Below are 24,894 nucleotides of genomic sequence, written 5' to 3' on the forward strand. Positions count from 1 at the left end.
ACGACGGGTGTACCGATTCTGAACACCGCGGTTGCGCAGCGCTGCGGCCGGTGTTCGGAATTTCCACAGTGCGCGGCTGGGCGCTGCTCGCGGAGAACGCCGCGACGCGTGGCATGTCGCTTGCGTGCTTGTTGCGGATCCACACGCCACGGCGCACGCGCCGACCGACACCATGAACGATCGCGGCCCCCTGACCGACGACGCCATCGCGTTCATCCGCGAGCAGGCTTTCCTGATCGTCTCGACCGCCGACGCGGCCGGCAACGGCGACTGTTCGTATCGCGGCCGCCAGCCGCGCGCCGACGGTTCGTTCACGCCGCTCGTCGATATCCCAGACCGCCGCACGCTGGTGCTGCCCGACTTCGCGGGCAACAACCTGCTCAACACGATCGGCAACCTGCTGGTGAATCCGGCCATCGCGTTGCTGTTCGTCGATTTCGTGCGCCAGACGACCTGGCTCGTGCAGGGCCGCGCGACGCTCGACGAGGATGCGCGACGCCACGCGGACCTGTGGCCGGATGCGCTGCGGTGTCTGGTGATCGACGTGGAATGCGCGCAGGCGCGAACGGATGCGGACTTGCCGCCGCTCGTGCTGGCGTGATGCGCGGCGGGTGACGCGCTCATCGACGGAGGACCATGCGGGTACGGCGGCTGCGTCGACCGATGTGCTGATGTGCTGATACGCCGATGCGCCGATGAGTCGATGGGCCGACCCGCCGACCCGCCGAATCACCGCGCTGCAACGCTCAACGCCCATGCGTCTCCGCACCGGCCGGCGCGACGCGGCCGCGCGCCGACGCCTCGGCATGCGCGCGGCCGTCCGCATCGTCGCCCGCTTCGTCGGCAACCGGCCGCCCGCCGAGGAACCCGAACACCACCACCGCGCACAGCACCGTGACGACGGCCAGCCCGGTCAGCAGCCGGTCGAACGCGTGCGCGTAGCTCGCGATCAACGCCGCACGGCCGACGCCCGGCAACGCGGCAGCCGCGCCCGCGAGATCGCCGGTCGCGAGCCGCGCGGCGGCGCGCAGCGTCGCGTCCGGCGCGCCGACAGCTCCTGCCGCCTGCGCGAGGCCCGTTTGCGCGAGCGCGGCCAGCACCGCGCCGACGATCGCCAGCGCAATCCCCTCGCCGGCCACGCGCGTCGTGCTGAAAATGCCCGTCGCCATCCCCGCGCGCTCCTTCGGCACGACGCTCACCGACAGCCCGTCCATCAGCCCCCACGGCATGCCGGCGCCGACGCCGATCGCGAGCATCGGCGCGATCGCCGCCGGACCCGCGCCGCCGCGCAGCGCGATGCCGAGCCACACGAGCCCGCCCGCCGCGACCAGCAGCCCGAGCCCCGAAATCACGCCGGCCGACAGCCAGCGCGTGAGCGTCGCCGCGACGAGCGGCACGAAGAGCATCGGCGCGGAGATCGCGAGCATCAGCCAGCCGGCGTCGATCTCGCTGAAGCCGTCGATGCCGATGAAGCGCAGCGGCAGCACGACGAGCAGCACGATGTAGCAGCAGCAGGTCGACACCGGCAGCACCTGCACGCCGACGAAGCGCGCGATGCGAAACAGCGACAGGTCGAGCATCGGCCGCGCGACGCGCGTCTCGATCGTCACGAACGCGCACGCGCCGAGCGCCGCGCCGGCCAGCAACGCGATCACGAGCGGGCTCGACCAGCCGCGCGCGGGCGCTTCGATCACGCCGAACGTGAACAGCGTCAGCGCGGCCGTGAACGCGGCCGTGCCGGGCCAGTCGAGCCCCGTTGCGTGCGGGTCGCGCGACTCGTGCATGCGCGGCAGCCCGAACGCGAGCGACAGCACGCCGGCCACCGCGCTCGTCACGAAGATCGCGCGCCAGCCGTAATGCCCGATCAGCCCGCCGGCGAGCACGGGCCCGAACGCGAGCCCGATCCCGAAGGTCGTGCCGAGCAGGCTGAACGCACGCGTGCGCGCCGCGCCGTCGAATTCCTGCGCGAGCGCGGCCGTGCCGCCGGCCAGCGCCGCGGCCGCCGCGAGCCCTTGCGCGGCGCGCAGCAAGTCAACGGCGAGCATCGACGGCGCGAACGCGAGCGCGACCGACATCAGCGTGAAGCCGCCGACGCCGATCGCGAACAGGCGCTTGCGGCCGAACTGGTCGGCCAGCGCGCCCGACGCCATCAGAAAGCTGCCGAACGCGAGCATGAACGCGTTGGTGATCCAGTTCATCGCGACCGGGCTGCCGTGCAGGTCCCGGCCGATCGCCGGCGTCGCGACCGCACCGCCGGAAAACGACAGCGGCAGCGCGACGGCGGCCATGCAGACGGCGGCCAGCACCCATGCGCGCCGGCGCGCGGCCAGGGCTGCAGCAGTGGAAACAGGGTGATCCATCATCGCTCCTCGAAAAGCCGGCGCGGATGCGCCATCAGAGCGACAGAAGATAAATCGGATTCAATTCACGAAAAACCACGCAAAGCTCCGCATATAACGGACTAAAATTCCGCAATTGACCCGCTGGCGTGCGTCGCCGCACGCCCCTCATTCGATGGAAAACCTCACCGGCATCGTCGCGTTCGTCCGCACCGCCGAAGCGCTGAGCTTCGTCGCGGCCGGCCGCACGCTCGGTATCTCGGCGTCGGCGGTCGGCAAGACGATCGCGAAACTCGAGCAGTCGCTCGGCGTGCGCCTGTTCAACCGCACGACGCGACGCGTGACGCTCACCGACGAGGGGCGGCATTTCTACGAGCGCTGCCAGCGCATCCTCGAGGATTTCCGCGACGCGGAGGCGACCGTGACGGCGTCCGCGCAGCGCCCGCGCGGCAAGCTGCGCGTGAGCCTGCCGGTGATCGGCTACCGCTTCCTGCTGCCGGTGCTGCCCGAATTCCGGCGGCGCTATCCGGACGTCGAGCTCGATCTCGATTTCAACGACCGAATGGTCGACGTGGTCGAAGGCGGCTTCGACGCGGTGATCCGCAGCGGCCCGCTGTCCGATTCGAGCCTGATGTCGCGGCGGCTCGGCCCGTTCGCGTTCGTGCTATGCGCGACGCCCGCGTATCTCGCGCAGGCCGGCACGCCGCGCACGCCGCGCGAACTCGAAGCGCACGACTGCGTGCGCTACTGCTTCCCGACCACCGGCAAGCTGCAGGACTGGGCGCTCGCGGCCGACGACGGCACGCCGCTCGCACTGCGCACCGCGATGACCTGCAACAACATGGAGGCGCTGCGCGGCGCCGTGCTCGCGGGGCTCGGCATCGGCTACATGCCCGACTTCCTCGCGCGCGACGCGCTCGAGCAGGGCGCGCTCGTCACCGTGCTCGATGCCTACCGGATCGCACCGGGGCAGTTCTCGATCGTGTGGCCGTCGAGCCGGCAGTTGTCGCCGAAGCTGCGCGTGTTCGTCGATTTCCTGTGCGAACGGCTGTTCAGGTAGTCGCCCCGATCCGCTCCGCCTGCACCGGCGGCAACAGCGCGTCGCTGTCGTCCTTCAGCCCGACGCCCGTCAGCCCGAGCCTGCGCGCATGCGTCATCAGGTAATGCAGCTTGTGCGCGGCGGCCGCGTGCGGCAGCCCTTCGGGCCGCACGTTCGAGATGCAGTTGCGCAGCGCGTCGTGACAGCCGACCTTCGGCGCCCACGTCAGGTACACGCCGAGGCTGTCCGGCGAGCTGAGCCCCGGCCGTTCGCCGATCAGCACCGCGACCACCTTCGCGCGCAGCAGCTCGCCGATCTCGTCGCCGAGCGCGACGCGCGCCTGCGTCGCGACCACCACCGGGCCGATCCGCCAGCCGTCCGCGTCGAGCCGCGGCCGCACGGCCTGCAACAGCGGCAGCGCCTGCTTCGCGGCCGCGAACGCCGACAGCCCGTCGCCGACCACGAACACGACGTCGGGCGCCTCGTCGAGCGCCGCCCCGTAGCCGGCCAGCAGCCCGCGGCTGTCGTCCGACAGCTTGCGGCCGAGATCGGGCCGGCGCAGGTAATGGTCGCGATCGGGCGCGGCGCTCTGCACGCGCAGCGTCGGCAGCAGGCCGGCCGCCTCGATCTCGCGCCGCAGCGCATCCGCGTCGAGCGGCTGGTGCACCGCGTCGCGCGCCTGCGCATGCGACAGGTTGAAGGCCAGCAGCGGCGCGGTCGGCAGGCTGTTGCCCGCACGGCCGAGCGCGATCCGCGCGTTCGTGAACGACTTCAGTTGCGCCCACGGGTTCTTCTCGACGGCGTCGCTCATGCGGAAATCCCCATCCAGTCGTTCGCGCCCGCGAGCAGCGGCACGCGTGCCGACGCCGCACGCAGCGCGCCGTGCGCGTCGGCGATCTCCATCGTCTCCAGCCATTCCTCGAATTCGGGCGCGCGGCGCAGGCCGAGCACCTCGCGCACGTAGAGCTGGTCGTGGAACGACGTGCTCTGGTAGTTCAGCATCACGTCGTCCGCGCCCGGAATCCCCATGATGAAGTTGATGCCGGCCGCGCCCAGCAGCGTCAGCAGCGTGTCCATGTCGTCCTGGTCGGCTTCCGCGTGGTTCGTGTAGCAGATGTCGCAGCCCATCGGCACGCCGAGCAGCTTGCCGCAGAAGTGATCCTCGAGCCCCGCGCGAATGATCTGCTTGCCGTCGTACAGGTATTCGGGCCCGATGAAGCCGACCACCGTGTTCACGAGGAACGGCTCGAACTTGCGCGCGACCGCATACGCGCGCACTTCGCAGGTCTGCTGGTCGACGCCGAAATGCGCGTTCGCCGACAGCGCGCTGCCCTGTCCCGTCTCGAAGTACATCAGATTGTTGCCGACCGTGCCGCGCTTGAGCGCCAGCGCGGCCTCGCGCGCCTCGCCGAGCAGCGCGAGCGAGATCCCGAAGCTCGCGTTCGCCTTCTCGGTGCCCGCGATCGACTGGAACACGAGATCGACCGGCGCGCCCTTCTCGATCGCCGCGATCGTGTTGGTCACGTGCGTGAGCACGCACGACTGGGTCGGCACGCCGTAGCGTTCGCGGAAGCCGTCGATCATCGCGAGCAGCTTCACGATCGCCGCGAGGCTGTCGGTGGCCGGGTTGATGCCGATCATCGCGTCGCCGCAGCCGTACATCAGCCCGTCGAGCATCGACGCGGCGATGCCCTTCACGTCGTCGGTCGGGTGGTTCGGCTGCAGCCGCACCGACATCCGGCCGGCGAGCCCGACCGTGTTGCGAAAGCGCGTGACCACGCGGCGCTTCCTCGCGGCCGCGATCAGGTCCTGGTTGCGCATCAGCTTCGACACGGCCGCGACCATCTCGGGCGTGAGGCCCGGCGCGATCCGTTCGAGCGCCGCGCCGTCGGCCGCGGGCGACAGCAGCCAGTTGCGGAAATCGCCGACGGTGAGGTGCGAGATCTCCGCGAACGCGTGTGCGTCGTGATCGTCGATGATCAGGCGCGTGACCTCGTCGTCTTCATACGGGATCACCGCTTCGTTCAGGAACGCCTTCAGCGGCACGCCCGCGAGCGCGATCTTCGCGGCGACGCGCTCCTCCTCGCTCGCCGCCGCGACGCCGGCGAGCTGATCGCCGGAACGCAGCGGGCTCGCCTTCGCGAGCAGCGTCTTCAGGTCCGCGAAGCGGTACGTGCGCGGACCGATCGTCTCCGTATAGGACATCGTTCGAATCTCCTTGCCAAAAGCCGACGGCGCGCCCGTTCGACGGGGCGCGCCGGATGCCGTCAGGAACGGCCTTTCACGTTCACCGTCGTCATCCTGCTCACTCCTCCAGCAACGCGTCGCCGGGGGCGCTCGCGCGCTGCGAACGGGTCGCGAGGAAGTACGCGTAGCCGACCGCGAGGAAGCCGACGAACACCAGCGCGACCAGCCCGTTGAAATACACCATCGTACCGAGGCAGACGAGCGCCGCCAGGATCGCGAACGCCGGGAAGATCGGGTACAGCGGCGCGCGGAACGGCCGCGCCATGTTCGGCTGCGAGCGGCGCAGCTTGAACAGCGCCGCCATGCTGACGATATACATCACGATCGCCCCGAACACCGACATCGTCACGATATTCGCGGTGAGCGTCTGCCCGCCGAACTGGATCAGCTCGTCGCTGTAGATCGCGGCGATCCCGACCACGCCGCCGGCGAGGATCGCGCGATGCGGCGTCTTGAAGCGCGGATGCACCTTCCCGAGCCATTCGGGCAGATAGCCTTCGCGGGCCAGCGCGAAGATCTGGCGCGAATAGCCGAGGATGATCCCGTGGAACGACGCGACGAGCCCGAACAGCCCGAGCCACACCAGCATGTGCATCCAGCCGCTGTTCGCGCCGACGATGTACTTCATCGCCTGCGGCAGCGGGTCGTTGATGTTCGCGAGCTTGGTCCAGTCGCCCGCGCCGCCGGCGAACACCATCACGCCGATCGCGAGCGCCACGAGGGTCAGGATCCCGGCCACGTACGCGATCGGAATCGAGCGCTTCGGGTTCTTCGCTTCCTCGGCGGCCATCGCGACGCCCTCGATCGCGAGGAAGAACCAGATCGCGAACGGAATCGCCGCGAACATCCCGTGGAACGCGCCCGGGCTGAAATGGTCTGCGCCCGACCAGCCGCCCTTCGTGAAATTGCTCCACGCGAAGCCCGGCGACACGACGCCCATGAACACCAGCAGCTCGAAGATCGCGAGCAGCGTGACGACGAGCTCGAAGGTCGCCGCGATCTGCACGCCGACGATGTTCAGCGCCATGAACACCAGATACGCGCCCATCGCCGCGTGTTTCGGTTCGAGCCCCGGAAACTGCACGTGCAGGTACGCGCCGATCGCGAGCGCGATCGCGGGCGGCGCGAACACGAACTCGACGAGCGTCGCGGCGCCGGCCAGATAGCCGCCGGTCGGGCCGAACGCGCGGCGCGCATACGCGAACGGGCCGCCCGCGTGCGGGATCGACGTCGTCAGCTCGGTGAAACTGAAGATGAAGGTGGTGTACATCGCCGCGACGAACAGCGCGGTGATCACGAAACCCAGCGTGCCCGCGCTCGCCCAGCCGTAGCTCCAGCCGAAGTATTCGCCGGAAATCACGAGGCCGACCGCGATGCCCCACAGTTGCCAGGTCCCGAGCGTCTGCTGCAGCGCGGGCTGGCCGGCGGACTTGGCGCCGGCGGCGGGCCGGCCATTCGACTCTGCTTTCATCGGACTCTCTCCTCAAGGGCGCCGGGCCTGCGGGCCCGCGCGACTGAGAATCGATGCTAGAGAGTCATTAAACGACGTGTTATCGAAATTCGGCAAAGATCGCGGCTGACATTTCGCTTGCGGAAATGCTCGCTGAAACGCCAGCCGCGCGGGTTGCCGAAGGCTTGCGGAAACGCCGGCCGCGCGGGCTGGAACGCCGGTCCGGCCCTTCCGATGCGGGCCGGATCGCGCGTGCTTACTGGCCGCCGCCGCGCTGGTTGAACCACCGATCGAGCAGCTTGCCGGCCGCTTCCCGGCCGCCGAGGCCGAACGACAGCGCAACGGCCACCGCGATCGCGCCGAGCACGAGGCCGAACGCGAGCTGGACGATTTCGTTCGCGATGCCCATCGCGCGCAGCCCCATCGCGAACACGAGGCCGAGGATCGCGAACTGCGCGATGCGCGCGAACAGCACGCTGTGCTCGCGGTCGGCCTGCTCGATCACGCGGCGCGCGAGGCCGGCGAGCCATACGCCGATCACGAGGATCACGCCGCCCATCAGCACGTGGCCGCCGAATTCGATGAACAGCGTGACGACGTCGCGCACCTGCGTGAAGCCGAGCCGGTTCGCGGCCTCGACCGACGCGAACAGCATCGCGAAGAACACGATCAGCCGCGCGACCAGCACCGACGGCTGCAGGATCCCCGAGAACACGCGCTCGACGCCGAGCACGGCCGGCAGCCCGTCGACGCCGGCCGCTTCCAGCAGCTTCTGCGCGAGCGACGCGACGAAGCGCGCGAAGTAGAACGTGACCAGCACGATCACGATCGCCGCGACGATGTCCGGCACCGCGCCGAGGAACTGGTTCAGCATGTTGGTCGCGGGGATCGAGATCGCGTCGATCTTCAGCGCGTCGAGCGCGGAGATCAGCGTCGGCACGAACACGAACACGTAGACGATCGTGCCGATCAGGCTCGACACGCGCACGGGCGTCGGGCTGTCGATTCCTTGGGTGAGGCGGTCGGCGCCGGCCGCGACCAGCAGGTTCGTCACGAGGCCGCGCAGCACGCGCGCGACGACCCAGCCGACGAAGCCGATCACCGCGGCCGCGAAAAGGTTCGGCACGATCGCGAGCAGCTTGTCGACCATCCCCTGCACCGGCGACAGCAGGCCCGACAGCGCGAACGACGCGAGGATCGCCGGCAGGAACATCAGGATCACGAGCCAGAACAGCACGTCGCCGAGATAGCCGCTCATCGGCTGCATGCCGGCGCTTTCGGACAGCGTGGCGTCGACCTTGCTCGCCTTCAGCGCGCGGTTCGCGAGGCTGCGCAGCAGCGACGCGATCAGCCACGCGATCAGCGTCAGCGCCGCGCCGCCGATCAGGTTCGGCAGGTAGTTGACGATGTGCGTGACGAGCAGCGAGAACGGATTGGACACCGCGTACAGGTTGAGCACGTTGAAGATGCCCACCGCGGTGACGAGCAGCACGAGCCAGAACAGGCCGCCGGCGATGATGCGTTCGACGCACGCGCCCTGGCCGGTGCTGTCGGTGATCCGCTGATCGACCTTCAGCGCGTTGAGCAGCCGGAGCGCGCCGGCCCGCACCGCGACGGCGATCAGCCAGCCGATCACCAGGATGCCGATCGCGCCGGCGATCTTGGGCAGGTATCCGCCTAGCGTGGCCTGCAGCGACGTGATGAAGCTGGAAGCATCCATTTCTTCTTCTCCCGAAAAACGTGGCGTTGCGATTGAACATCGACGAACTACCTGCGTACTTCGAAATGCGTGCTGCCCCGTCCGAGCAACTTACCCGAGAAAAATGACGCGTTCATCCGATTTCACCGTCTTTAACTTTAGTCATAGATCGCGGAGGGACAAGACCCCATTTCGTTGAAATAAAAAGGGGACGGAATTCGGACGGCTACGCATTTCCGCAAGATTTGTCCATTCGGCCCGTGCTACCGTGGCGTCGGTTCCAGCCCGGACACGCCGATGCCCCCAGCCGACACGAAAACCGATCCGCCCGCGTGGGCTCGCTACGCGGCCAGCGTGGCGCGTGTTCACGCGTACATCGGCGCGCATCTCGACGGCCCGCTCGACCTGAACCGGCTCGCCGAAGTCGCGTGCCTGTCGCCGTATCACTGGCAGCGCGTCTACCGCGCGCTGTACGGCGAATCGATCGTGCTGACGGTGCGGCGGATGCGGATCGTGCGGGCGTCCGAGGATCTGGTCTGCACGGCGCGGCCGCTCGACGAGATCGCGCGGCGCGCGGGCTACGGGTCGACGCACGCGTTCGCGCGGGCGTTTCGCGACGCGTACGGCGTGTTGCCGGCGGAGCATCGCCGCACGGGCACACACCGGCCGATTTATCCACTACAGCGAGGAGAGGAAGACATGTTCAAGCATGAAGTCGAGATCCGGCGTCTGCCGGAACTGCGCGGCTACGCGGTCGCGCATACCGGCGCGTACCTGAAGGTCGGCGACGCGTTCGGCCGGATCGGCGCGTGGGCCGGGCAGCACGGGCTGATCGGCCCGGGCGCGAAGATGATCGGGATTTTCTACGACGATCCGGACACGACGCCCGAAGCACAATTGCGCGCGAAAGCGTGCATCATGCCGGCCGACGGCGTGCCGGTCGTCGCGCCCGCGCCGCCGGTCGAGCGTGCGACGATCGCAGGCGGCGAATACGCGGTGCTGCTGCATACCGGGCCGTATGCGGACCTGAAGACGGCCTACCAGTGGCTCTACGGCGACTGGCTGCGTCACTCGGGCCGCGAAGCCGCCGACGCGCCGCCGTTCGAGCTGTACCTCAATACGCCGATGGACACGGCGCCGGCCGACCTGCGCACCGAGATTCATCTGCCGTTGCGCTGACTAAACGGTGCGTCGTGGAGCCGTATCCTGACGGACCGCGACGATATTGCCGGCGCGAGCATGCCCGGGACGACATCGGGCATGCCGATGCGCCGGCCGTCGAACGAAGCGTGCCGGCCTGTGCTCATGCACAGCCGGCACGAACACGCGGATATCTTCAAGCCGCCTGCGTTCCGCAGCCGGGACAGAACCGCGCGTCGGCCGCCAGCGCCGCGTGACAGCGGCTGCAGGCCTTGCCGCGTTGCGCCGCGCCGCACTGCGCGCAGAAGCGTGCATCGGCCGCGTTGAGTGAGCCGCAGCCCGCGCACGCGAGCTGGCTCAGCGCCAGATTGCCGCCCTGGCCACCGTTGCCCACATCGGCCGGCGCCTGCCAGCCCCAGCCGTGGCGATCGCGGCCGCGCGCATCGTGGCCGCCGTGCCCGCCCTGGCGCGACCCGCCGTGATGCCCGCCGCCGTGGCCGCCGTTTCCGCTATTGCCGTGCCCGCCGCCATGGCCGCCGAAGATCCATTTCAGAAAACTCATCGCCCGCTCCTCAACGCTTGGCCGGTGCGCCGCCGAACGCCCCGGAGGACGACAGCAGCCGCAAGCCGTTGGCCACGACGATCAGGCTCGCGCCCGCGTCGGCGAAGACCGCCATCCACATCGTGCCGAGCCCCGCGACGGTGAGCCCGAGAAACACGACCTTCACGCCGAGCGCGAAGCCGATGTTCTGTACCAGCACGCGGTGCGTCGCGCGCGACAGCCGCACGAACGCGGGAATCTTGCGCAGGTCGTCGTCCATCAGCGCGACGTCGGCCGTCTCGATCGCCGTGTCGGTGCCCATCGCGCCCATCGCGAAGCCGATGTCGGCGCGCGCGAGCGCCGGCGCATCGTTGATCCCGTCGCCGACCATCCCGACCGCGCCCGCGCCGCCCGCGGACAGTTCCTCGACCGCCGCGAGCTTGTCTTCCGGCAACTGGTTGCCGCGCGCGTCGTCGATGCCCGCTTGCTTGGCGATCGCCTGCGCGGTGTGCGGGTTGTCGCCCGTCAGCATCGCGGTGCGGATGCCGAGCGCATGCAGATCGGCGATCGCGGCGCGGCTCGTGTCCTTGATCGTGTCGGCCACCGCGAAGATACCGAGCACGCGCGTTTCGTCGACCAGCACGACGACGCTCTTGCCCTGCCGCTCCAGCGCGTCGAGCTTCGTCTCGAGCGCCGCCGAGCAGCGCTCGAGTTCCTCGACGAGGCGGTGGTTGCCGAGCCAGTAGCGCGCGCCGTCGATCGTGCCGCGCACGCCGCGCCCGACGATCGCTTCGAAGTCCTGCACGTCGGCGAATGCCGTCGTGCCGGCGTCGCGCGCCGCGGCGGCAATCGCCTGCGACACCGGGTGATCGGAGCGCGCCGCGAGGCTCGCGCCGAGGTGCCGCACGCGCGCCGCATCGGCATCGTCCGCATGCACGTCGAAGTCGGTCTGCACCGGCTTGCCGTGCGTGATCGTGCCGGTCTTGTCGAGCGCGAGCCACGCGAGCTTGCGCCCTTCCTCCAGATAGACGCCGCCCTTCACGAGAATTCCGCGCCGCGCCGCGGCCGCGAGCCCCGACACGATCGTCACCGGCGTCGAGATCACCAGCGCGCACGGGCACGCGATCACGAGCAGCACCAGCGCGCGGTAGATCCAGTCGTGCCACGCGCCGCCCATCACAAGCGGCGGCGCCACCGCGACCAGCAGCGCGACCGCGAACACGATCGGCGTGTAGACGCGCGCGAACTGGTCGACGAAGCGCTGCGTCGGCGCCTTCGCGCCCTGCGCTTCCTCGACCGCGTGGATGATCCGCGCGAGCGTCGAGTGGGCCGCGACGGCCGTCACGCGGTATTCGAACGAACCGGATTCGTTGATCGTGCCCGCGTACACGGCATCGCCGCTCGCCTTTTCGACGGGCAGGCTCTCGCCGGTGATCGGCGCCTGGTTGACCGTCGAACGGCCGGCAACGACTTCGCCGTCCAGCCCGATCCGCTCGCCCGGCTTCACGCGCACGACGGCGCCGAGCGCGACCTGCGCGGCCTCGATCGTGCGCCACGAGCCGTCGGCCTGCTGCACGGTCGCGGTGTCCGGCGCGAGCTGCATCAGCCCCTGGATCGCATTGCGCGCGCGGTCGAGCGACTTCGCCTCGATCAATTCCGCGATCGTAAACAACACCATCACCATCGCGGCTTCCGGCCACTGGCCGATCGCCATCGCGCCCGTCACCGCGATGCTCATCAGCGCGTTGATGTTCAGGTTGCCGTTGCGGATCGCGATCCAGCCCTTCTTGTACGTGGTGAGCCCGCACGCGAGCACCGCGGCGAGTGCGAGCGCCGCCGACAGCCACACCGGCAGCCCGGCCCAGGTCGCGCCTTCGGACGCGATCGCGGCGACGCCGGCGAGCGCCAGCGGCCACCACGGCTTCGCGGGCGGCGGCGCGGTGGGCGCCGACGGTGCATCGGCCGTCGCGGCCTCCGGCGTCATCCCGAGCGTGCGGATCGCGCCTTCGATCGCCGGCTGCGCGCCGGGCACGTGCTCGACGGTCAGCATCCGCTGCATCAGGTTGAATTCGAGCGCCGACACTTCGCTCATCCCGCCGAGCTTCTTGCGGATCAGCGTTTCCTCGGTCGGGCAGTCCATCTGCATGATCCGGAACGCGGAGCGCACGTGGCCCGACGCGGTCGCCTGCGCGACCGGCAGCGGCGCGAGCGTCAGCGCGGCCGGCGCGCAGCAGTCGCCGGCCGCGTGGTCGTGGTCGTGGTCGTGGTCGTGGTCGTGGTCGTGGTCGTGGTCGTGGTCGTCGCCGACATGGTCATGCGCGGGGTGGTCGTGCGAACACGTGGCGCCATGCTGATGCGTATCGTCACGCGCGTCGTCGTGATCGTGGTCATGACCCGCGTCGCCGTGTGCGGCGTGATCGTGCCCGTGGCCGTGCGCGCACTCGCCAGCCGCCGGCACCGCATCGGCCACGGCCGCCGTCTGCGGGTCGCGCGCATCGGCGCAGCACGCATCGGCGCCGCCGGCATGACGGTGTCGTGGGTCGGGGGTGCGCTTGGCGTCGGTCATGACAACCTCCTTTGTGGCTTGACGGTGTAGAGTTAACACCCTGAAGCCACTACAAGGTCAACCCTTGCACGGGAGAAAGGCATGAAGATTGGCGAACTGGCCAAAGCGGCCCGCTGCACGCCCGAGACGATCCGTTTCTACGAGAAAGAGGGTCTGATGCCGGACGCGGAGCGCACCGATTCGAACTACCGCAACTACACCGACGTGCACGTCGAGCGGCTGCGCTTCATCCGCAACTGCCGCGCGCTCGACATGGCGCACGACGAAATCCGCGCATTGCTGCGGCTCACCGATACGCCGGCCGACCGCTGCGATTCGATCAATTCGCTGCTCGACGATCACATCGGACACGTCGATGCGCGCCTCGCCGAACTCACGCATCTGCGCAACCAGCTCACCGAATTGCGCCGCCAGTGCGTGGGCGAGCATTCGGTCGAGGATTGCGGCATCGTGCACGGTCTCGCGACGATGGAAACCGTCGCGCCAGCCGCAAAGCGCTCGCACCTCGGCTGAAACCCTTGTCAAACCAGATAGTCTAATCGAGAATAGTTATATTATTACTAGACATACTTTAACTATTCATGTCCACGAGCCGCCCGTCCCCACTCGCGCTGGCCGTCCTCGCGACGCTCACCGAAGCGCCGATGCATCCGTACGGGATGCTGCAGCAACTGAAGGCCCGCGGGTACGACGAAGTCGTCAACGTGCGGCAGCGCACGAGCCTCTACCAGACGATCGACCGCCTGCTGCGCGACGGGCTGATCGCCGTGCACGACACCGAGCGCGACGGCGCGTTTCCGGAGCGCACCGTGTATGCGCTGACCGAAGCCGGGCACACGGCGGGGCAGGCGTGGCTGCATGCGCTGCTCGCGGAGCCCGCCCGTGAATTTCCGGCATTCGGCGCCGGTCTCGCATTCCTGCCGCTGCTCGATGCCGAGGATGCGCGCCACCAGCTCGAGCTGCGTATCGCGCGTCTCGACGCCGAGCGCGAGCGGCTGGAAGCGCTGCGCGCCACCGCGCAGGCCGACCAGGTGCCGCGCCTGTTCCTGCTGCAGAACGAACATGCGCTCGTGCTGCTCAATGCGGAGCTCGACTGGGCGCGCAGCGTCGTCGAACACCTGAAGATCGGCGCGCTGCGCTGGGTGGACGGCTGACGCGTCGCGCCGGCCGTTTTCCGCCGGCGGGCGACGGGCGCTGGCCGCGTCACAGCACCTTGCCGGGATTCAGGATGCCGCGCGGGTCGAGCGCGGCCTTCAGGCGCCGCATCAGCCCGATTTCCGCGTCGCTGCGCGTGTGCGCGAGATAAGGACGCTTGAGCGCGCCGATCCCGTGCTCGGCCGACACGGAGCCGCCCATGTCGCGCACCGCCGCATACACGCAGTGATCGAGCGCGTCGGCGTCCGCGTCGGTCATGTCGGTCAGCGACACGCCGATATGCACGTTGCCGTCGCCGACATGGCCGAAGAACAGGCACGTGAGCGCCGGCCAGCGCGCCCGCAACGCCGCCTCGCAGCGTTCGGCGAACGCGCCGAGTTCGCCCGTCGGCAAGCTCACGTCGAAGTTGACGAGATTGGGCAGCGCATCGATCGCGAGGCCTTCGCGCAGCGTCCACAAGTCCCGCGCCTGCCGCTCGGAAGTCGCGAGCACCGCATCGTCGACGAGCCCCGCATCGAACCCCGCACCCAGCTCGGTTTCGAGCGCCTCGTGCGCATCGCCGCCCGGCGCGCTCGTCGCGCATTCGATCAACACCACGAAGCCGCCAGCGCCGACGAACGGCGCCGACACACCGGGCGTATGGCGTGCGACGTAGTCGTAGAACGCCGGCCACATCGCCTCGAAGCTGACGACTTCCGGCAGCGTGCGGACACGATTCCACAGCGCGACCACCGCCTCGTAGTCGCGCACGCGACAGAGCGCCGTGGCCGGCGCCGCGAGCAACGGATGCAGCCGCAGCACCGCGCGCGTGACGACGCCGAGCGTCCCTTCGCTGCCTATGAAGAGCTGCTTCAGGTCGTAGCCCGCGTTGTTCTTCAGCATCCGGTTCATCGACGACACGACCGTGCCGTCCGCGAGCACGGCCTCGAGCCCGAGCACCTGCTCGCGCATCATCCCGTAGCGGATCGCGCGCGTGCCGCCCGCATTGGTCGCGAGCATGCCGCCGATCTGGCACGAGCCGCGCGCGCCGAGATCGACGCCGAACGTGAAACCCGCCGCGTGCGCGGCTTCCTGCACCGTCTGCAGCGGCGTGCCCGCGCGCACGGTGATCGTGCCGGCCGCCGCGTCGAGCGCGTCGATGCCCGCGAAGCGCTCCATCGACAGCACGACCTCGCCGCCCAGCGCGACCGCGCCGCGCGCGAGCCCCGTCAGTCCGCCTTGCGGCACGACCGGCTGGCCGAGCCGCGTGCACAGCGCGAGCGCGCGCGACACGTCGTCGACGCTGCGCGGGCGCACCAGCGCACGCGGCCGCACGCCGGCCGGCTCGTTGTACGCGGTGAAGTAGCGCGGATCGATATCGGCCGCGCGCGTGACGAGCGCGTCGCCCAGTTCGGCGGCGAGCACGGCATCGACGGCCTCGTCCGGCGGCGGCCTGCCGCCCGGTTCGCTGCCCGTGGCGCCCGGGTTCGGGATCGGCATCGTGCGCGGCCCGCTCACTTCGTCGAGATGTCGATATCGCCGAAATACTTCAGGCCGAGCGACTTCACCGTGCCGTCAGCCTTCAGCTTGTCGATCGCCGCGTCGAGCTTCGCCTTCAGCGCGTCGTCGCCCTTGCGCAGGCCGAACGCGATGCCGCTGCCGAGGATCTTGTCGTCGTGCACCGGCTGGCCGACGAACGAGAAGCCCTTGCCGTCCGGGCGCGACAGGAAGCCGCGCTGGCCGGACGGCGCGAGCACGAGCGTCGCGTCGAGGCGGCCCGCGACCAGGTCCGCATACGCCTGGTTCTGGTCCTGGTACGCGACGACCGCGACGCCGGCCGGCTCCCAGTGCGCCTTCGCGAAGGTCTCCTGGATCGACGCCTGCAGCACGCCCACGCGCTTGCCCTTCAGCGATTCCGGCGTCGGCAGCAGGCCGCTGCCGGTGCGCGCGATCAACTGGGTCGGCACGCGATAGATGATCGTCGTGAAGTCGATCGCCTGGCGCCGCTGCTCGGTCGCGTTCATCGCCGAGTTGATCGCGTCGAACTTGCGGCCCTTGAGCGCCGGAATCAGCCCGTCGAACGAAGTCTCGACCCATTTGCACGACAGCTTCGCCGTCTGGCAGACGGCATTGCCGACGTCGATGTCGAAGCCCTGCAGGTCGCCGTTCGGCGCTTTCGATTCGAACGGCGGGTATTGCGCTTCGAGGCCGAAGCGCAGCGTCGGCGCATCGGCGAGCGCCGCGCCGGCGCCGCTTGCGCACGCGAGTGCGAACGCGAGTTTGAGGATAGCCGTGTGCTTCATTGTGATCTCCTGAGTCGGGTCGATGCGACGTCTCCGCCGCCGGTTGTCCTACAGCGAACGCAGCCGCCGCGCGCCTTCGACCAGCGTCGCGTCGTCCTTCGAAAAACTGAGCCGGATCACGCCGGCGTCGGTGCCGTCGGTATAGAACGCCGACAGCGGAATCGTCGCGACCCGCGCGTCGCGGATCAGGCGCAGCACGAAGTCGCTGTCGCTTTCGTCCGAGAAGTGGCGAAAGCGCGCGAGCATGAAGAACGAGCCTTCGCTCGGCAGCAGCTCGAAACGCGACTCGGCCAGCTCGCGCGCGAGCAGGTCGCGCTTGGCCTGGTAGAACGCCGACAGGCCGAGATAGCTGTCCGGCCGCGCGAGGATCTCCGCGAACGCGATCTGCATCGGCGTATCGGCCGAGAACACCATGAACTGGTGCACCTTGCGGATCTCGTCCATCAGCTCGGCCGGCGCGAGGCAATGGCCGACCCGCCAGCCGGTCACGTGGAACGACTTGCCGAACGACGACACGATCACGCTGCGCTCGGCCAGCTCGCGGTGGCGCGCGACGCTCTGGTGCCGCGCGCCGTCGAACACGACGTGTTCGTAGACTTCGTCGGACAGCACCACGATGCCCGTGTCGCGCGTGAGCTGCGCGAGCCGCTCCAGATCGTCGGCGGAGAACACGGTCGCGGTCGGGTTGTGCGGCGTGTTGACGATGATCATCCGCGTGCGCGGCGTGATGGCCGCGGCCACCTCGTCCCAGTTCACGCGGAAATGCTCGGGCGACAGCTTGATCGCGACCGGCGTCGCGCCCTGCAGCCGCACGATCGGCGCATAGCTGTCGAACGACGGCTCGAAATAGATCACCTCGTCGCCCGGATGCACGAGCGCGCTGATCGCCGCATAGAGCCCTTCGCTCGCGCTCGCGATCACCGTGATCTCGGTCGCCGGGTCGTAGCGCGCGCCGTACAGCGCCTCGGTCTTCTCGGCGAGCCGCTCGCGCAGCGCGATCACGCCGGCCATCGGCGCGTACTGGTTGTGACCGTCGCGCATCGCGCGCGCGACGCCTTCGACGAGCGCCGGATCGGGCGCGAAATTCGGCGCGCCCTGCGACAGGTTCAACGCGTCGTGTTGAGCAGCCAGTTGGCCGATCACCGTGAAGATCGTCGTCCCGACGTCGGGCAGTTTCGAACGGGGCGCGGTGGCGCTTCGCATGACTCCTCCTCCTGATGTCCGTCGGGCGGGCGGCGCCATGCGCGGCACCGCATCTGCCGCATGATTTAGCCCGAGCCAATATCGGCGGACAATCGAAAGTTCGTCATGGCGGCCATGCATTTTTCTCATGGCTCGCCGGGAAAAGCACGCAACGGCAAGGCCGGCTCGACGGGCCGACATGCAAATCCGGCATTTCCTCTACGAAAGGCTAGGCGTCGGCCGCCGCGAAATACGCGAGCAGCACGGCCCGCAGTTCGCGGCGTTGCGCGGCGAAATCGAGCGCGGGCCCGAGCGTCAGCAGCGCCTGCGACAGCCCGCCGTAGCAGATCGTCTGGGCCATCCGCGCGATCCCGTCGAGCCGTTCGGCCGGCGGCGGATCGGCCGCGTGCGCGAGCGCATCGCGCCACAGCGCGACATAGGCGTCGTAATGCCGGCGATACGCGGCCAGCGGCGACACCTGCCGCTCCAGCGCGAACAGCGCACCCCAGAGCGCCGCGTCGGCGGCGACCGCATCGACCTGGAGGTCGACCAGCGCGGCGGCGAGCGCCGCCCGCGGCGCGCCGCGCAGCCGCTGCGCCGCGTCGCGCAGCCGGTCGGCCAGCGCCAGCACGCGGCGGTGGATACAGAGCGCCGCGAGGCTCTGCTTGTCGCCGAAATACTCGTAGAAGGTGCCGATGCTGACGCCCGCGACGGCCGCGATCTCGCGGATCGTCGCCTTCGCGTAGCCGCGTTCGAGCAAAAGCTGAACGAACGCCTGTTGCAGCGCGTCGGAGCTCGCCTGCGCGCGCGACTGGCGCGGCCGGCGGCGCAACGCGGGCGCGGGTTGCGCCGCCGGCGAGCCGGGCGGCGCCGGAACCTGAACATGTCGCGGCGGCATATTTGCTACTCTGAATTCAGCAGGGAACATGTTTTACCGGCAGCCGGAACCCGCGCCGAAGCGCCTTGCGCGGCACGACGCCGGCTGACCGCGAAGCACGAGACCGGAGACAATCGCGATGACCGACCCGACTCACGCCGTCACGAACCAGTTCGACGAACTCGTCGACTATAACCTCTTCGCGACGGATCTCGCGCTGCGCGACGCGCTCGTCCGGGCCGGCGCCGAGTGGGCCGTGCCGCAGCTCGACGCGTACGGCGCGCGGCTCGGCAGCGCCGACACCGCGCAACTCGCCGACGAAGCGAACCGGCACACACCGGAGCTGAACGCGTTCGACCGGCGCGGCCGGCGCATCGATCGCGTCGACTTCCACCCCGCCTGGCACGCGCTGCTCGGCCGGAACCTGAACATGTCGCGGCGGCATATTTGCTACTCTGAATTCAGCAGGGAACACGTTTTACCGGCAGCCGGAACCCGCGCCGAAGCGCCTTGCGCGGCACGACGCCGGCTGACCGCGAAGCACGAGACCGGAGACAACCGCGATGACCGACCCGACTCACGCCGTCACGAACCAGTTCGACGAACTCGTCGACTATAACCTCTTCGCGACGGATCTCGCGCTGCGCGACGCGCTCGTCCGGGCCGGCGCCGACTGGGCCGTGCCGCAGCTCGACGCGTACGGCGCGCGGCTCGGCAGCGCCGACACCGCGCAACTCGCCGACGAAGCGAACCGGCACACACCGGAGTTGAACGCGTTCGACCGGCGCGGCCGGCGCATCGATCGCGTCGACTTCCACCCCGCCTGGCACGCGCTGCTCGGCCAGTACCGCCACGAAGGCTTCGTGTCGCTCGCGTTCCGCGAGTCGCGCCGCGGCCGCTGGGCCGCGACGGCCGCCGGCTTCTATCTGCACGGCCAGATCGAGGCCGGCACGCTGTGCCCGGCGACGATGACGCAGGCCGCGATCCCCGTGCTGCAAAAGGAACCCGCGCTGTGGGACCTGCTGCGCGACAAGCTCTACAGCGACGACTACGATCCGCGCGACGTGCCGATCGCCGCCAAGCGCGCGATCTGGTTCGGCATGGGCATGACCGAGAAGCAGGGCGGCTCCGACGTGCGCGCGAACACGACGCTCGCCACGCCGGTCGGCGCGGGTGGGCGCGGCGGCGAATACCGGCTGCGCGGCCACAAGTGGTTCTTCTCCGCGCCGATGTGCGACGCGCACCTCGTCGTCGCGCGCACCGAAGCCGGCGGCCCGTCGTGCTTCTACGTGCCGCGCTGGCGGCCGGACGGCACGAAGAACGCGGTCGAGATCCAGCGGCTGAAGAACAAGGTCGGCAACCGCAGCAACTCGAGCAGCGAGATCGAGCTGAACGACGCGTGGGGAATCATGCTCGGCGACGAAGGCCGCGGCATTCCGACCATCATCGAGATGGCGACGTACACGCGGCTGAACTGCGTGCTCGGCAGCGCGGCGATGCTGCGCCAGGGCGTCGTGCAGGCGATCGCGTACACGCGCCAGCGTCATGCATTCGGCCGCGCGCTCGCCGAGCAGCCGCTGATGCGCACCGTGCTCGCCGATCTCGCGCTCGAAAGCGAGGCGGCACTGTCGCTCGCGATGCGGCTCGCCGACGCGTTCGAGCGCGACGACTCGCCGCGCGAACGCGCATGGAAACGGATCGTCACGCCCGCCGCGAAATTCTGGGTCTGCAAGCGCGCGGTCGAGCTGACCGGCGAGGTGATGGAAGTGTTCGGCGGCAACGGCTACGTCGACGACGGCCCGATCGCGCGCCTCTTCCGCGAGGCGCCCGTCAACTCGATCTGGGAAGGCTCGGGCAACGTGATGTGCGTCGACGTGCTGCGCGCGGTGTCGCGCGAGCCCGACGCGGCCGCGGCGCTGTTCGACGAACTGGCCGACCTGGGTGCGGGCGAACCGCGCATTCGCGCGGCGCTCGACGCGCTGCGCGCGATGCTCGCCGCCCCGGCCGACATGCTCGAAGCGTCGGGCCGCGTGTTCGCGCAACGGCTCGCGCTCGTCGCGCAGGCGTGCCTGCTGCGCCGCGATGCGCCGGCGGCCGTCGCCGACGCGTTCGTCGCGACGCGGCTCGCCGCGCCCGACTGGGGCCGCATCGCGGGCGGCTTCGATCCGCATGCGACCGACGTCGCCGCGCTGCTGCAGCGCGCGTACCCGGCCTGACGCCGGCCCGTTCACCCGAATTCGCGTTCGTTCGCCCGCCCGGAGCCTCGATGAATCTCGTCGCCGCCCTCGACCGCGCCGCCCGTGCGACGCCCGACAAACCGTTCCTCGTCAGCGAATCCGCGACGATCACGTATGCGGCCGCGCGCGAGCGTTCGCACCGCGCGGCGGCCGTGCTGAGCGCGCTCGGCGTCGCGGCCGGCGACCGCGTCGCCGCGATGTGCTTCAACACGCCGGCCTTCGTCGACCTGATGTTCGGCGCATGGCGGCTCGGCGCGGCGTTCGTGCCGATCAACCACAAGCTGCAGGCGCCGGAAGTCGACTACGTGCTCGAACACAGCCGCAGCACCGCGCTGCTGTTCGACGTGGCGCTCGCGCCGGTGGTCGAGCGCGTCGTGCATCCGGCGCGGCGGCTCGTGACCGAGGGCGAGCTCGACGGCGTGCCGAACTTCGACACGATGTGCGCGACGATGGACGGCCTCGCGGGCATCGAGCCGGCCGACGGCGACATCGCGCAGATCCTCTACACGTCCGGCACGACTGGCCGCCCGAAGGGTTGCGTGCACAGTCATCGCACGGTGACGCTCGCGGCGATGCAGGCGGCGCTCGCGACCGGCATCGGCCGTGACGAACGCACGTTGATGGCGATGCCGATCTGGCATTCGTCGCCGCTGAACAACTGGTTCGGCGGCACGCTGTATGCGGGCGGCACCGTCGTGCTGCTGCGCGAATACCATCCGCTGCGCTTCCTGCAGACCGTCGAGCGCGAGCGCGTGACGCTGTATTTCGGCGCGCCGGTGTCGTATACGCTGCCGCTCGACACGATCGACGGCTTCGCGGCGTTCGACCTGTCGAGCGTGCGCGCGTGGCTGTACGGCGGCGGTCCGATCGGCGCCGCGCAGGCCGAACGGCTTGCCCGTGCGTATCGCAGTCACGCGTTCTTTCAGGTGTACGGAATGACGGAAGCGGGGCCCGCCGGCACGACGCTGTATCCGGACGAGCAGATCGCGAAGGCCGGCTCGATAGGCCGCCACGGCGGCCCGGGCGTCGACCTGAGGGTGGTGCGGATGGACGGCGTCGATGCGCGGCCGGGCGAGACCGGCGAGATCTGGTTGAAGGCCGACAGCATGATGCTCGGCTATCTCGACGACGCGGCCGCCACGCACGCCGCATTCGCGCCGGGCGGCTGGTATCGCACCGGCGACATCGCGCGGATCGATCAGGATCGCTATCTGTTCATCGTCGACCGGCTGAAGGACATGATCGTCACCGGCGGCGAGAACGTCTATTCGAAGGAAGTGGAGGACGTGCTCGGCGCGCATCCGGACATCGTTGAAGCGGCCGTCGTCGGCGTTCCGCATCCGGACTGGGGCGAGACGGTCGTCGCGCATGTGGTGATGCGGGCGAACGCAGCGCCCGATGCGGATGCGCTGCGCACGTTCTGCGGCGAGCGGCTCGCGGCGTACAAGATTCCGCGCGAGTTCGCGTTCGTGCAGGCGCTGCCGCGCACGCCGACGGGCAAGTTGCAGAAGTTCTTGCTGCGCGGGCGCAGGGACTGAGCATCCGCGATTGAGCTAGCGCATTCGCGCGCGCGGTCAATGCAACAGGCCGAACGGAACAAGTAATAGAAGTTAACAGCTCTGAATCATATTCGTCCGATTGATCGACGTTTCTTATCTGGAATAGCGTCTATAGGCAGCCATTCCATTTACTGAGACAGGGAAGCCGGATGAAAAACGAACCCAAAGCACCGACCCATCTTTTCGCCACCGTTGGCGCACTCACGGAACGCGGTGGACGCATCACCACCGCAACCAGTGGCCTGACCCTGGCTGGATTGGAAGTCGCCTGCGTCGGCGACGTAGTGGCCTATGACGACGGCAGCGAAGCCTCGATTATCGACGGCGCGGGAAACAACCATAGCGGAGGCAAGCCGTTCGCGCTGGTCGGCAGCCGGTTGAGCAACGGTGACCGCATTACCGAAACGCTGCGCACCTCATGGGGCATTCACGTGCGGGATGGGCAAAGCGTTGCGGGCCTGTTCGATCCGACCTATGTGCCTCCACCCGCGCCGCCCACCTACAGACTGGCGGTACGTGGCGCGACAACAGCGCGCGGCGGTGCATTGCGCGAGCCGTCCAGCACATGGGAAGTAGCGCCGCACTTGGGCAAAGCTGCCACGGTGGGCGACCTGATCCACTATCCGGACGGTTCAACCGCGCGCGTCACGACCGGTCTGGGTCTGGCCGACGGGCCCGGCTTCGCGCCGCTCGCATTCGTTGGCAGCGAACTCGATAACGGCGACACGATCACCGATAGTCCCGAGCGACAAGGCGTAGCGTCGTCCGTTGTATTCAGCGTCGTCACCTGCTCATCTATGCCCCGCTGAGGTAGCGCCGATGATCCGCTACTTTCTTGCTAAAGGCGACCGCGCCGGGGAGGCGGTGATTGTCGAAGGCCTCGACACCGTGACTTGTTCCAATCCGCCGCCGAGGGTTCATATCGCCACGCTCGATATGAAGACCTACTGTTCGGCCTGCAAGCGTGAAGGGTACATCGCACCGCAAGGGCCGCGTCGGCCCGGTACCGGCCCAAACGGCAAACAGTGGGCATTGAGCGGCGATATCAATGTCTGCGGATGCAACCCACCGCCGGTCTTCTACGCTGAGCGCGGCATGCGGATGACTTTTACTGCGGGAGAGGCAGCGACGCTGACTGGGCGCCAACCGGATGCAACCAAGCGGTCATTTGCTCGGTCGGCTGTCGTACACGACGAGCAATTCACCTTGCTCGATGGCTACCGCCGCCCGCTCGCGAGCATCCGCTACCGAATCGTTACCGACACCGGGCAGATTTTCACGGGCACCACGGACGCGGCCGGGCAAACGCATCGAATCGCCACCGATGCCTCGGCAACTCTGAAAATCTATACAACGGAACATTGAGGCAATGAAGAATTTCGATATGAATGACGGCGGAGAATGGTTCCTCGTGCACTCAGGTGCAGTCACCAATACCAATCCTGGGTCGATGGTGGAAGTAACGATCAATACCGAAAAAATATGTCATAACATGACAAACAAGGAATTTCGGGAAATGGTATTGAGTAAACGCGATCGGGCCGTTTCTCTCGTCGAAAAAAGAATCAAGGATTTGCAACGTTGGTCCAACGCTGACAAGGCACGCGTATTACAGTGGTTCGGTAGAACTGACGAAGGTACCCGCGCAACCCTATTAATAGGCCTGAACGCAATCGTCCGCGTACTAAAGACACTCACAGGATACAATTTCACGCGATGGGATAGCGAGCGATTCAAACATATTGGGTGCGTTCCAAATCCGAACAAATCAGGAGTCGCGGCCTCAGTGTGTTCGCCGGATACCGCAACTCATACGATTGCAATACATCCCGACTTTTGTACAATGCGAGATTTCTCATGGGAAAAAGATTCCGTAGTTTCCACTCTGATTCATGAGGTTAGTCATTTCAACGACACAATGGGAACCAAGGATCACAGATATTTCATGGAGGAGTGTCTGACGTTTGGAGCCGAAAATCCGAATCAAGCAATCAACAATGCCGACAGCATTGCAGGGTACGTCATTTACAATGCTTAAGTTTATTGTCTGTCTAAGCCTTCTCACCTCCAATCCGGCATTCGCATGCATCGCCAGCGAGAACTTCGACATCTATTTTTCGAGAGACAGCTCGTACATATCGAATTCGGAGATCGTTCGCATTGCAAAATGGGTAGCCGATCAAAAACTCAATTATGCAAATCACCTAACCAAGGAAACGACACTGATCAGCGGCCATGCCGAGGAAAGTGAACCGGCAGCACTGGCCCTTGCGCAATCGAGATTGCAAACCGCGTATGCGCTGTTGGAGCAACTCGGTTTTTTACGCGGGACCATCAACAAGAGTACCAGCGTCTATTCGCAGCGCGACGTGGACAATGGGCGGCGTGTGGAAATTTCCTTCCTGCCCGATTGCCCTAACAAGTGCTGCGACGGCAAGTAGCGTCACAATGCCGCCGATCACGGCGACGCGGTATGGACGTACGCATGCGGCGATCCTGCTGCACCGCGGCCTGCAAGATCCCTATGCCCTGCCGGCCGTGGGCCACCAAAGAAAAAGCCACCGGACCCAACGGCCCGGTG

23 protein-coding genes are annotated in these 24,894 nt (G+C 68.2%); 12 read left to right on the top strand and 11 right to left on the bottom strand.

What is annotated here, in order from left to right; translation table 11 throughout:
- The first annotated feature begins 172 nt into the window (after positions 1-172).
- The gene (locus KPB06_RS33745; protein ID WP_275906053.1) at positions 173-601 is read left to right on the top strand and encodes a pyridoxamine 5'-phosphate oxidase family protein; all 429 of its coding nucleotides are present in this window, start codon (positions 173-175) and stop codon (positions 599-601) included.
- A gap of 145 nt (positions 602-746) precedes the next feature.
- On the opposite strand, the gene KPB06_RS33750 is transcribed toward KPB06_RS33745, so the two are convergent.
- On the bottom strand, positions 747-2,360 hold the full coding sequence (locus tag KPB06_RS33750; protein ID WP_275906052.1) for an MFS transporter: 1,614 nt from the start codon (positions 2,358-2,360) through the stop codon (positions 747-749).
- Between the two features lie 154 nt (positions 2,361-2,514).
- Between KPB06_RS33750 and KPB06_RS33755 the strand changes: the two genes are divergently transcribed.
- Positions 2,515-3,399, top strand: a complete 885-nt coding sequence (locus KPB06_RS33755) for a LysR family transcriptional regulator (RefSeq protein ID WP_059580572.1) — start codon at positions 2,515-2,517, stop codon at positions 3,397-3,399.
- Here the strand turns inward: KPB06_RS33755 and eutC are convergent.
- From eutC to KPB06_RS33775, 4 genes are all read right to left on the bottom strand, one after another.
- Complete coding sequence (gene eutC / locus KPB06_RS33760) at positions 3,392-4,189, bottom strand: ethanolamine ammonia-lyase subunit EutC (protein ID WP_226225067.1); 798 nt, start codon at positions 4,187-4,189, stop codon at positions 3,392-3,394. The two genes, KPB06_RS33755 and eutC, sit on opposite strands and share 8 nt — an antisense overlap.
- Positions 4,186-5,583, bottom strand: coding sequence for an ethanolamine ammonia-lyase subunit EutB (locus tag KPB06_RS33765; RefSeq protein ID WP_059638468.1), 1,398 nt, complete (start codon positions 5,581-5,583; stop codon positions 4,186-4,188). Before KPB06_RS33765 ends, eutC begins: the two co-directional genes overlap by 4 nt.
- Before the next feature lie 100 nt (positions 5,584-5,683).
- The gene (gene eat, locus KPB06_RS33770) at positions 5,684-7,096 is read right to left on the bottom strand and encodes an ethanolamine permease (RefSeq protein ID WP_275906051.1); all 1,413 of its coding nucleotides are present in this window, start codon (positions 7,094-7,096) and stop codon (positions 5,684-5,686) included.
- 235 nt (positions 7,097-7,331) lie between these two features.
- Entirely contained in the window at positions 7,332-8,795 is a 1,464-nt protein-coding gene (locus KPB06_RS33775) for a mechanosensitive ion channel (protein ID WP_059580558.1), read from the bottom strand.
- A gap of 276 nt (positions 8,796-9,071) precedes the next feature.
- Between KPB06_RS33775 and KPB06_RS33780 the strand changes: the two genes are divergently transcribed.
- Positions 9,072-9,953, top strand: a complete 882-nt coding sequence (locus KPB06_RS33780) for an AraC family transcriptional regulator (RefSeq protein ID WP_275906050.1) — start codon at positions 9,072-9,074, stop codon at positions 9,951-9,953.
- A 157-nt stretch (positions 9,954-10,110) separates the two neighbouring features.
- Here the strand turns inward: KPB06_RS33780 and KPB06_RS33785 are convergent, their stop codons facing one another.
- Together KPB06_RS33785 and KPB06_RS33790 are read right to left on the bottom strand one after the other, a co-directional pair.
- Positions 10,111-10,476, bottom strand: a complete 366-nt coding sequence (locus KPB06_RS33785; RefSeq protein ID WP_275906049.1) for a zinc ribbon domain-containing protein — start codon at positions 10,474-10,476, stop codon at positions 10,111-10,113.
- A gap of 10 nt (positions 10,477-10,486) precedes the next feature.
- Positions 10,487-13,021 (bottom strand): heavy metal translocating P-type ATPase, encoded by a 2,535-nt coding sequence (locus KPB06_RS33790; RefSeq protein ID WP_275920599.1) that lies wholly within the window; start codon positions 13,019-13,021, stop codon positions 10,487-10,489.
- Positions 13,022-13,102: 81 nt separating this feature from the next.
- Between KPB06_RS33790 and cadR the strand changes: the two genes are divergently transcribed.
- Both cadR and KPB06_RS33800 read left to right on the top strand, forming a co-directional pair.
- Positions 13,103-13,534, top strand: a complete 432-nt coding sequence (cadR, locus tag KPB06_RS33795; RefSeq protein WP_059580548.1) for a Cd(II)/Pb(II)-responsive transcriptional regulator — start codon at positions 13,103-13,105, stop codon at positions 13,532-13,534.
- A gap of 68 nt (positions 13,535-13,602) precedes the next feature.
- Positions 13,603-14,175 (top strand): PadR family transcriptional regulator, encoded by a 573-nt coding sequence (locus KPB06_RS33800; RefSeq protein WP_059580544.1) that lies wholly within the window; start codon positions 13,603-13,605, stop codon positions 14,173-14,175.
- 49 nt (positions 14,176-14,224) lie between these two features.
- Here KPB06_RS33800 and KPB06_RS33805 read toward each other — a convergent pair whose 3' ends face one another.
- The 4 genes from KPB06_RS33805 to KPB06_RS33820 form a co-directional block, all read right to left on the bottom strand.
- On the bottom strand, positions 14,225-15,655 hold the full coding sequence (locus KPB06_RS33805; RefSeq protein ID WP_275906047.1) for an FAD-binding oxidoreductase: 1,431 nt from the start codon (positions 15,653-15,655) through the stop codon (positions 14,225-14,227).
- Positions 15,656-15,669: 14 nt separating this feature from the next.
- Positions 15,670-16,458 (bottom strand): ABC transporter substrate-binding protein, encoded by a 789-nt coding sequence (locus KPB06_RS33810; RefSeq protein WP_124863079.1) that lies wholly within the window; start codon positions 16,456-16,458, stop codon positions 15,670-15,672.
- Between the two features lie 48 nt (positions 16,459-16,506).
- On the bottom strand, positions 16,507-17,661 hold the full coding sequence (locus tag KPB06_RS33815) for a pyridoxal phosphate-dependent aminotransferase (protein ID WP_059580538.1): 1,155 nt from the start codon (positions 17,659-17,661) through the stop codon (positions 16,507-16,509).
- Between the two features lie 208 nt (positions 17,662-17,869).
- Positions 17,870-18,538 (bottom strand): TetR/AcrR family transcriptional regulator, encoded by a 669-nt coding sequence (locus tag KPB06_RS33820; protein WP_275906046.1) that lies wholly within the window; start codon positions 18,536-18,538, stop codon positions 17,870-17,872.
- A gap of 118 nt (positions 18,539-18,656) precedes the next feature.
- On the opposite strand from KPB06_RS33820, the gene KPB06_RS33825 reads away from it, so the two are divergent.
- From KPB06_RS33825 to KPB06_RS33855, 7 genes are all read left to right on the top strand, one after another.
- Entirely contained in the window at positions 18,657-19,136 is a 480-nt protein-coding gene (locus tag KPB06_RS33825; protein WP_275906045.1) for a hypothetical protein, read from the top strand.
- Complete coding sequence (locus tag KPB06_RS33830) at positions 19,081-20,733, top strand: acyl-CoA dehydrogenase family protein (RefSeq protein WP_099315920.1); 1,653 nt, start codon at positions 19,081-19,083, stop codon at positions 20,731-20,733. Before KPB06_RS33825 ends, KPB06_RS33830 begins: the two co-directional genes overlap by 56 nt.
- A gap of 50 nt (positions 20,734-20,783) precedes the next feature.
- On the top strand, positions 20,784-22,292 hold the full coding sequence (locus KPB06_RS33835; protein WP_089464433.1) for a class I adenylate-forming enzyme family protein: 1,509 nt from the start codon (positions 20,784-20,786) through the stop codon (positions 22,290-22,292).
- A gap of 170 nt (positions 22,293-22,462) precedes the next feature.
- Positions 22,463-23,122, top strand: coding sequence for a PAAR domain-containing protein (locus KPB06_RS33840; protein WP_089464432.1), 660 nt, complete (start codon positions 22,463-22,465; stop codon positions 23,120-23,122).
- Positions 23,123-23,132: 10 nt separating this feature from the next.
- Positions 23,133-23,678, top strand: a complete 546-nt coding sequence (locus KPB06_RS33845; protein ID WP_089464431.1) for a PAAR domain-containing protein — start codon at positions 23,133-23,135, stop codon at positions 23,676-23,678.
- Between the two features lie 4 nt (positions 23,679-23,682).
- Complete coding sequence (locus tag KPB06_RS33850) at positions 23,683-24,351, top strand: M35 family metalloendopeptidase (protein ID WP_089464430.1); 669 nt, start codon at positions 23,683-23,685, stop codon at positions 24,349-24,351.
- On the top strand, positions 24,344-24,754 hold the full coding sequence (locus tag KPB06_RS33855; RefSeq protein WP_089464429.1) for an OmpA family protein: 411 nt from the start codon (positions 24,344-24,346) through the stop codon (positions 24,752-24,754). Before KPB06_RS33850 ends, KPB06_RS33855 begins: the two co-directional genes overlap by 8 nt.
- The last annotated feature ends 140 nt before the right edge of the window (positions 24,755-24,894 follow it).

This window comes from Burkholderia semiarida (assembly GCF_029268935.1).
Classification (GTDB): Bacteria; Pseudomonadota; Gammaproteobacteria; order Burkholderiales; family Burkholderiaceae; genus Burkholderia; species Burkholderia semiarida.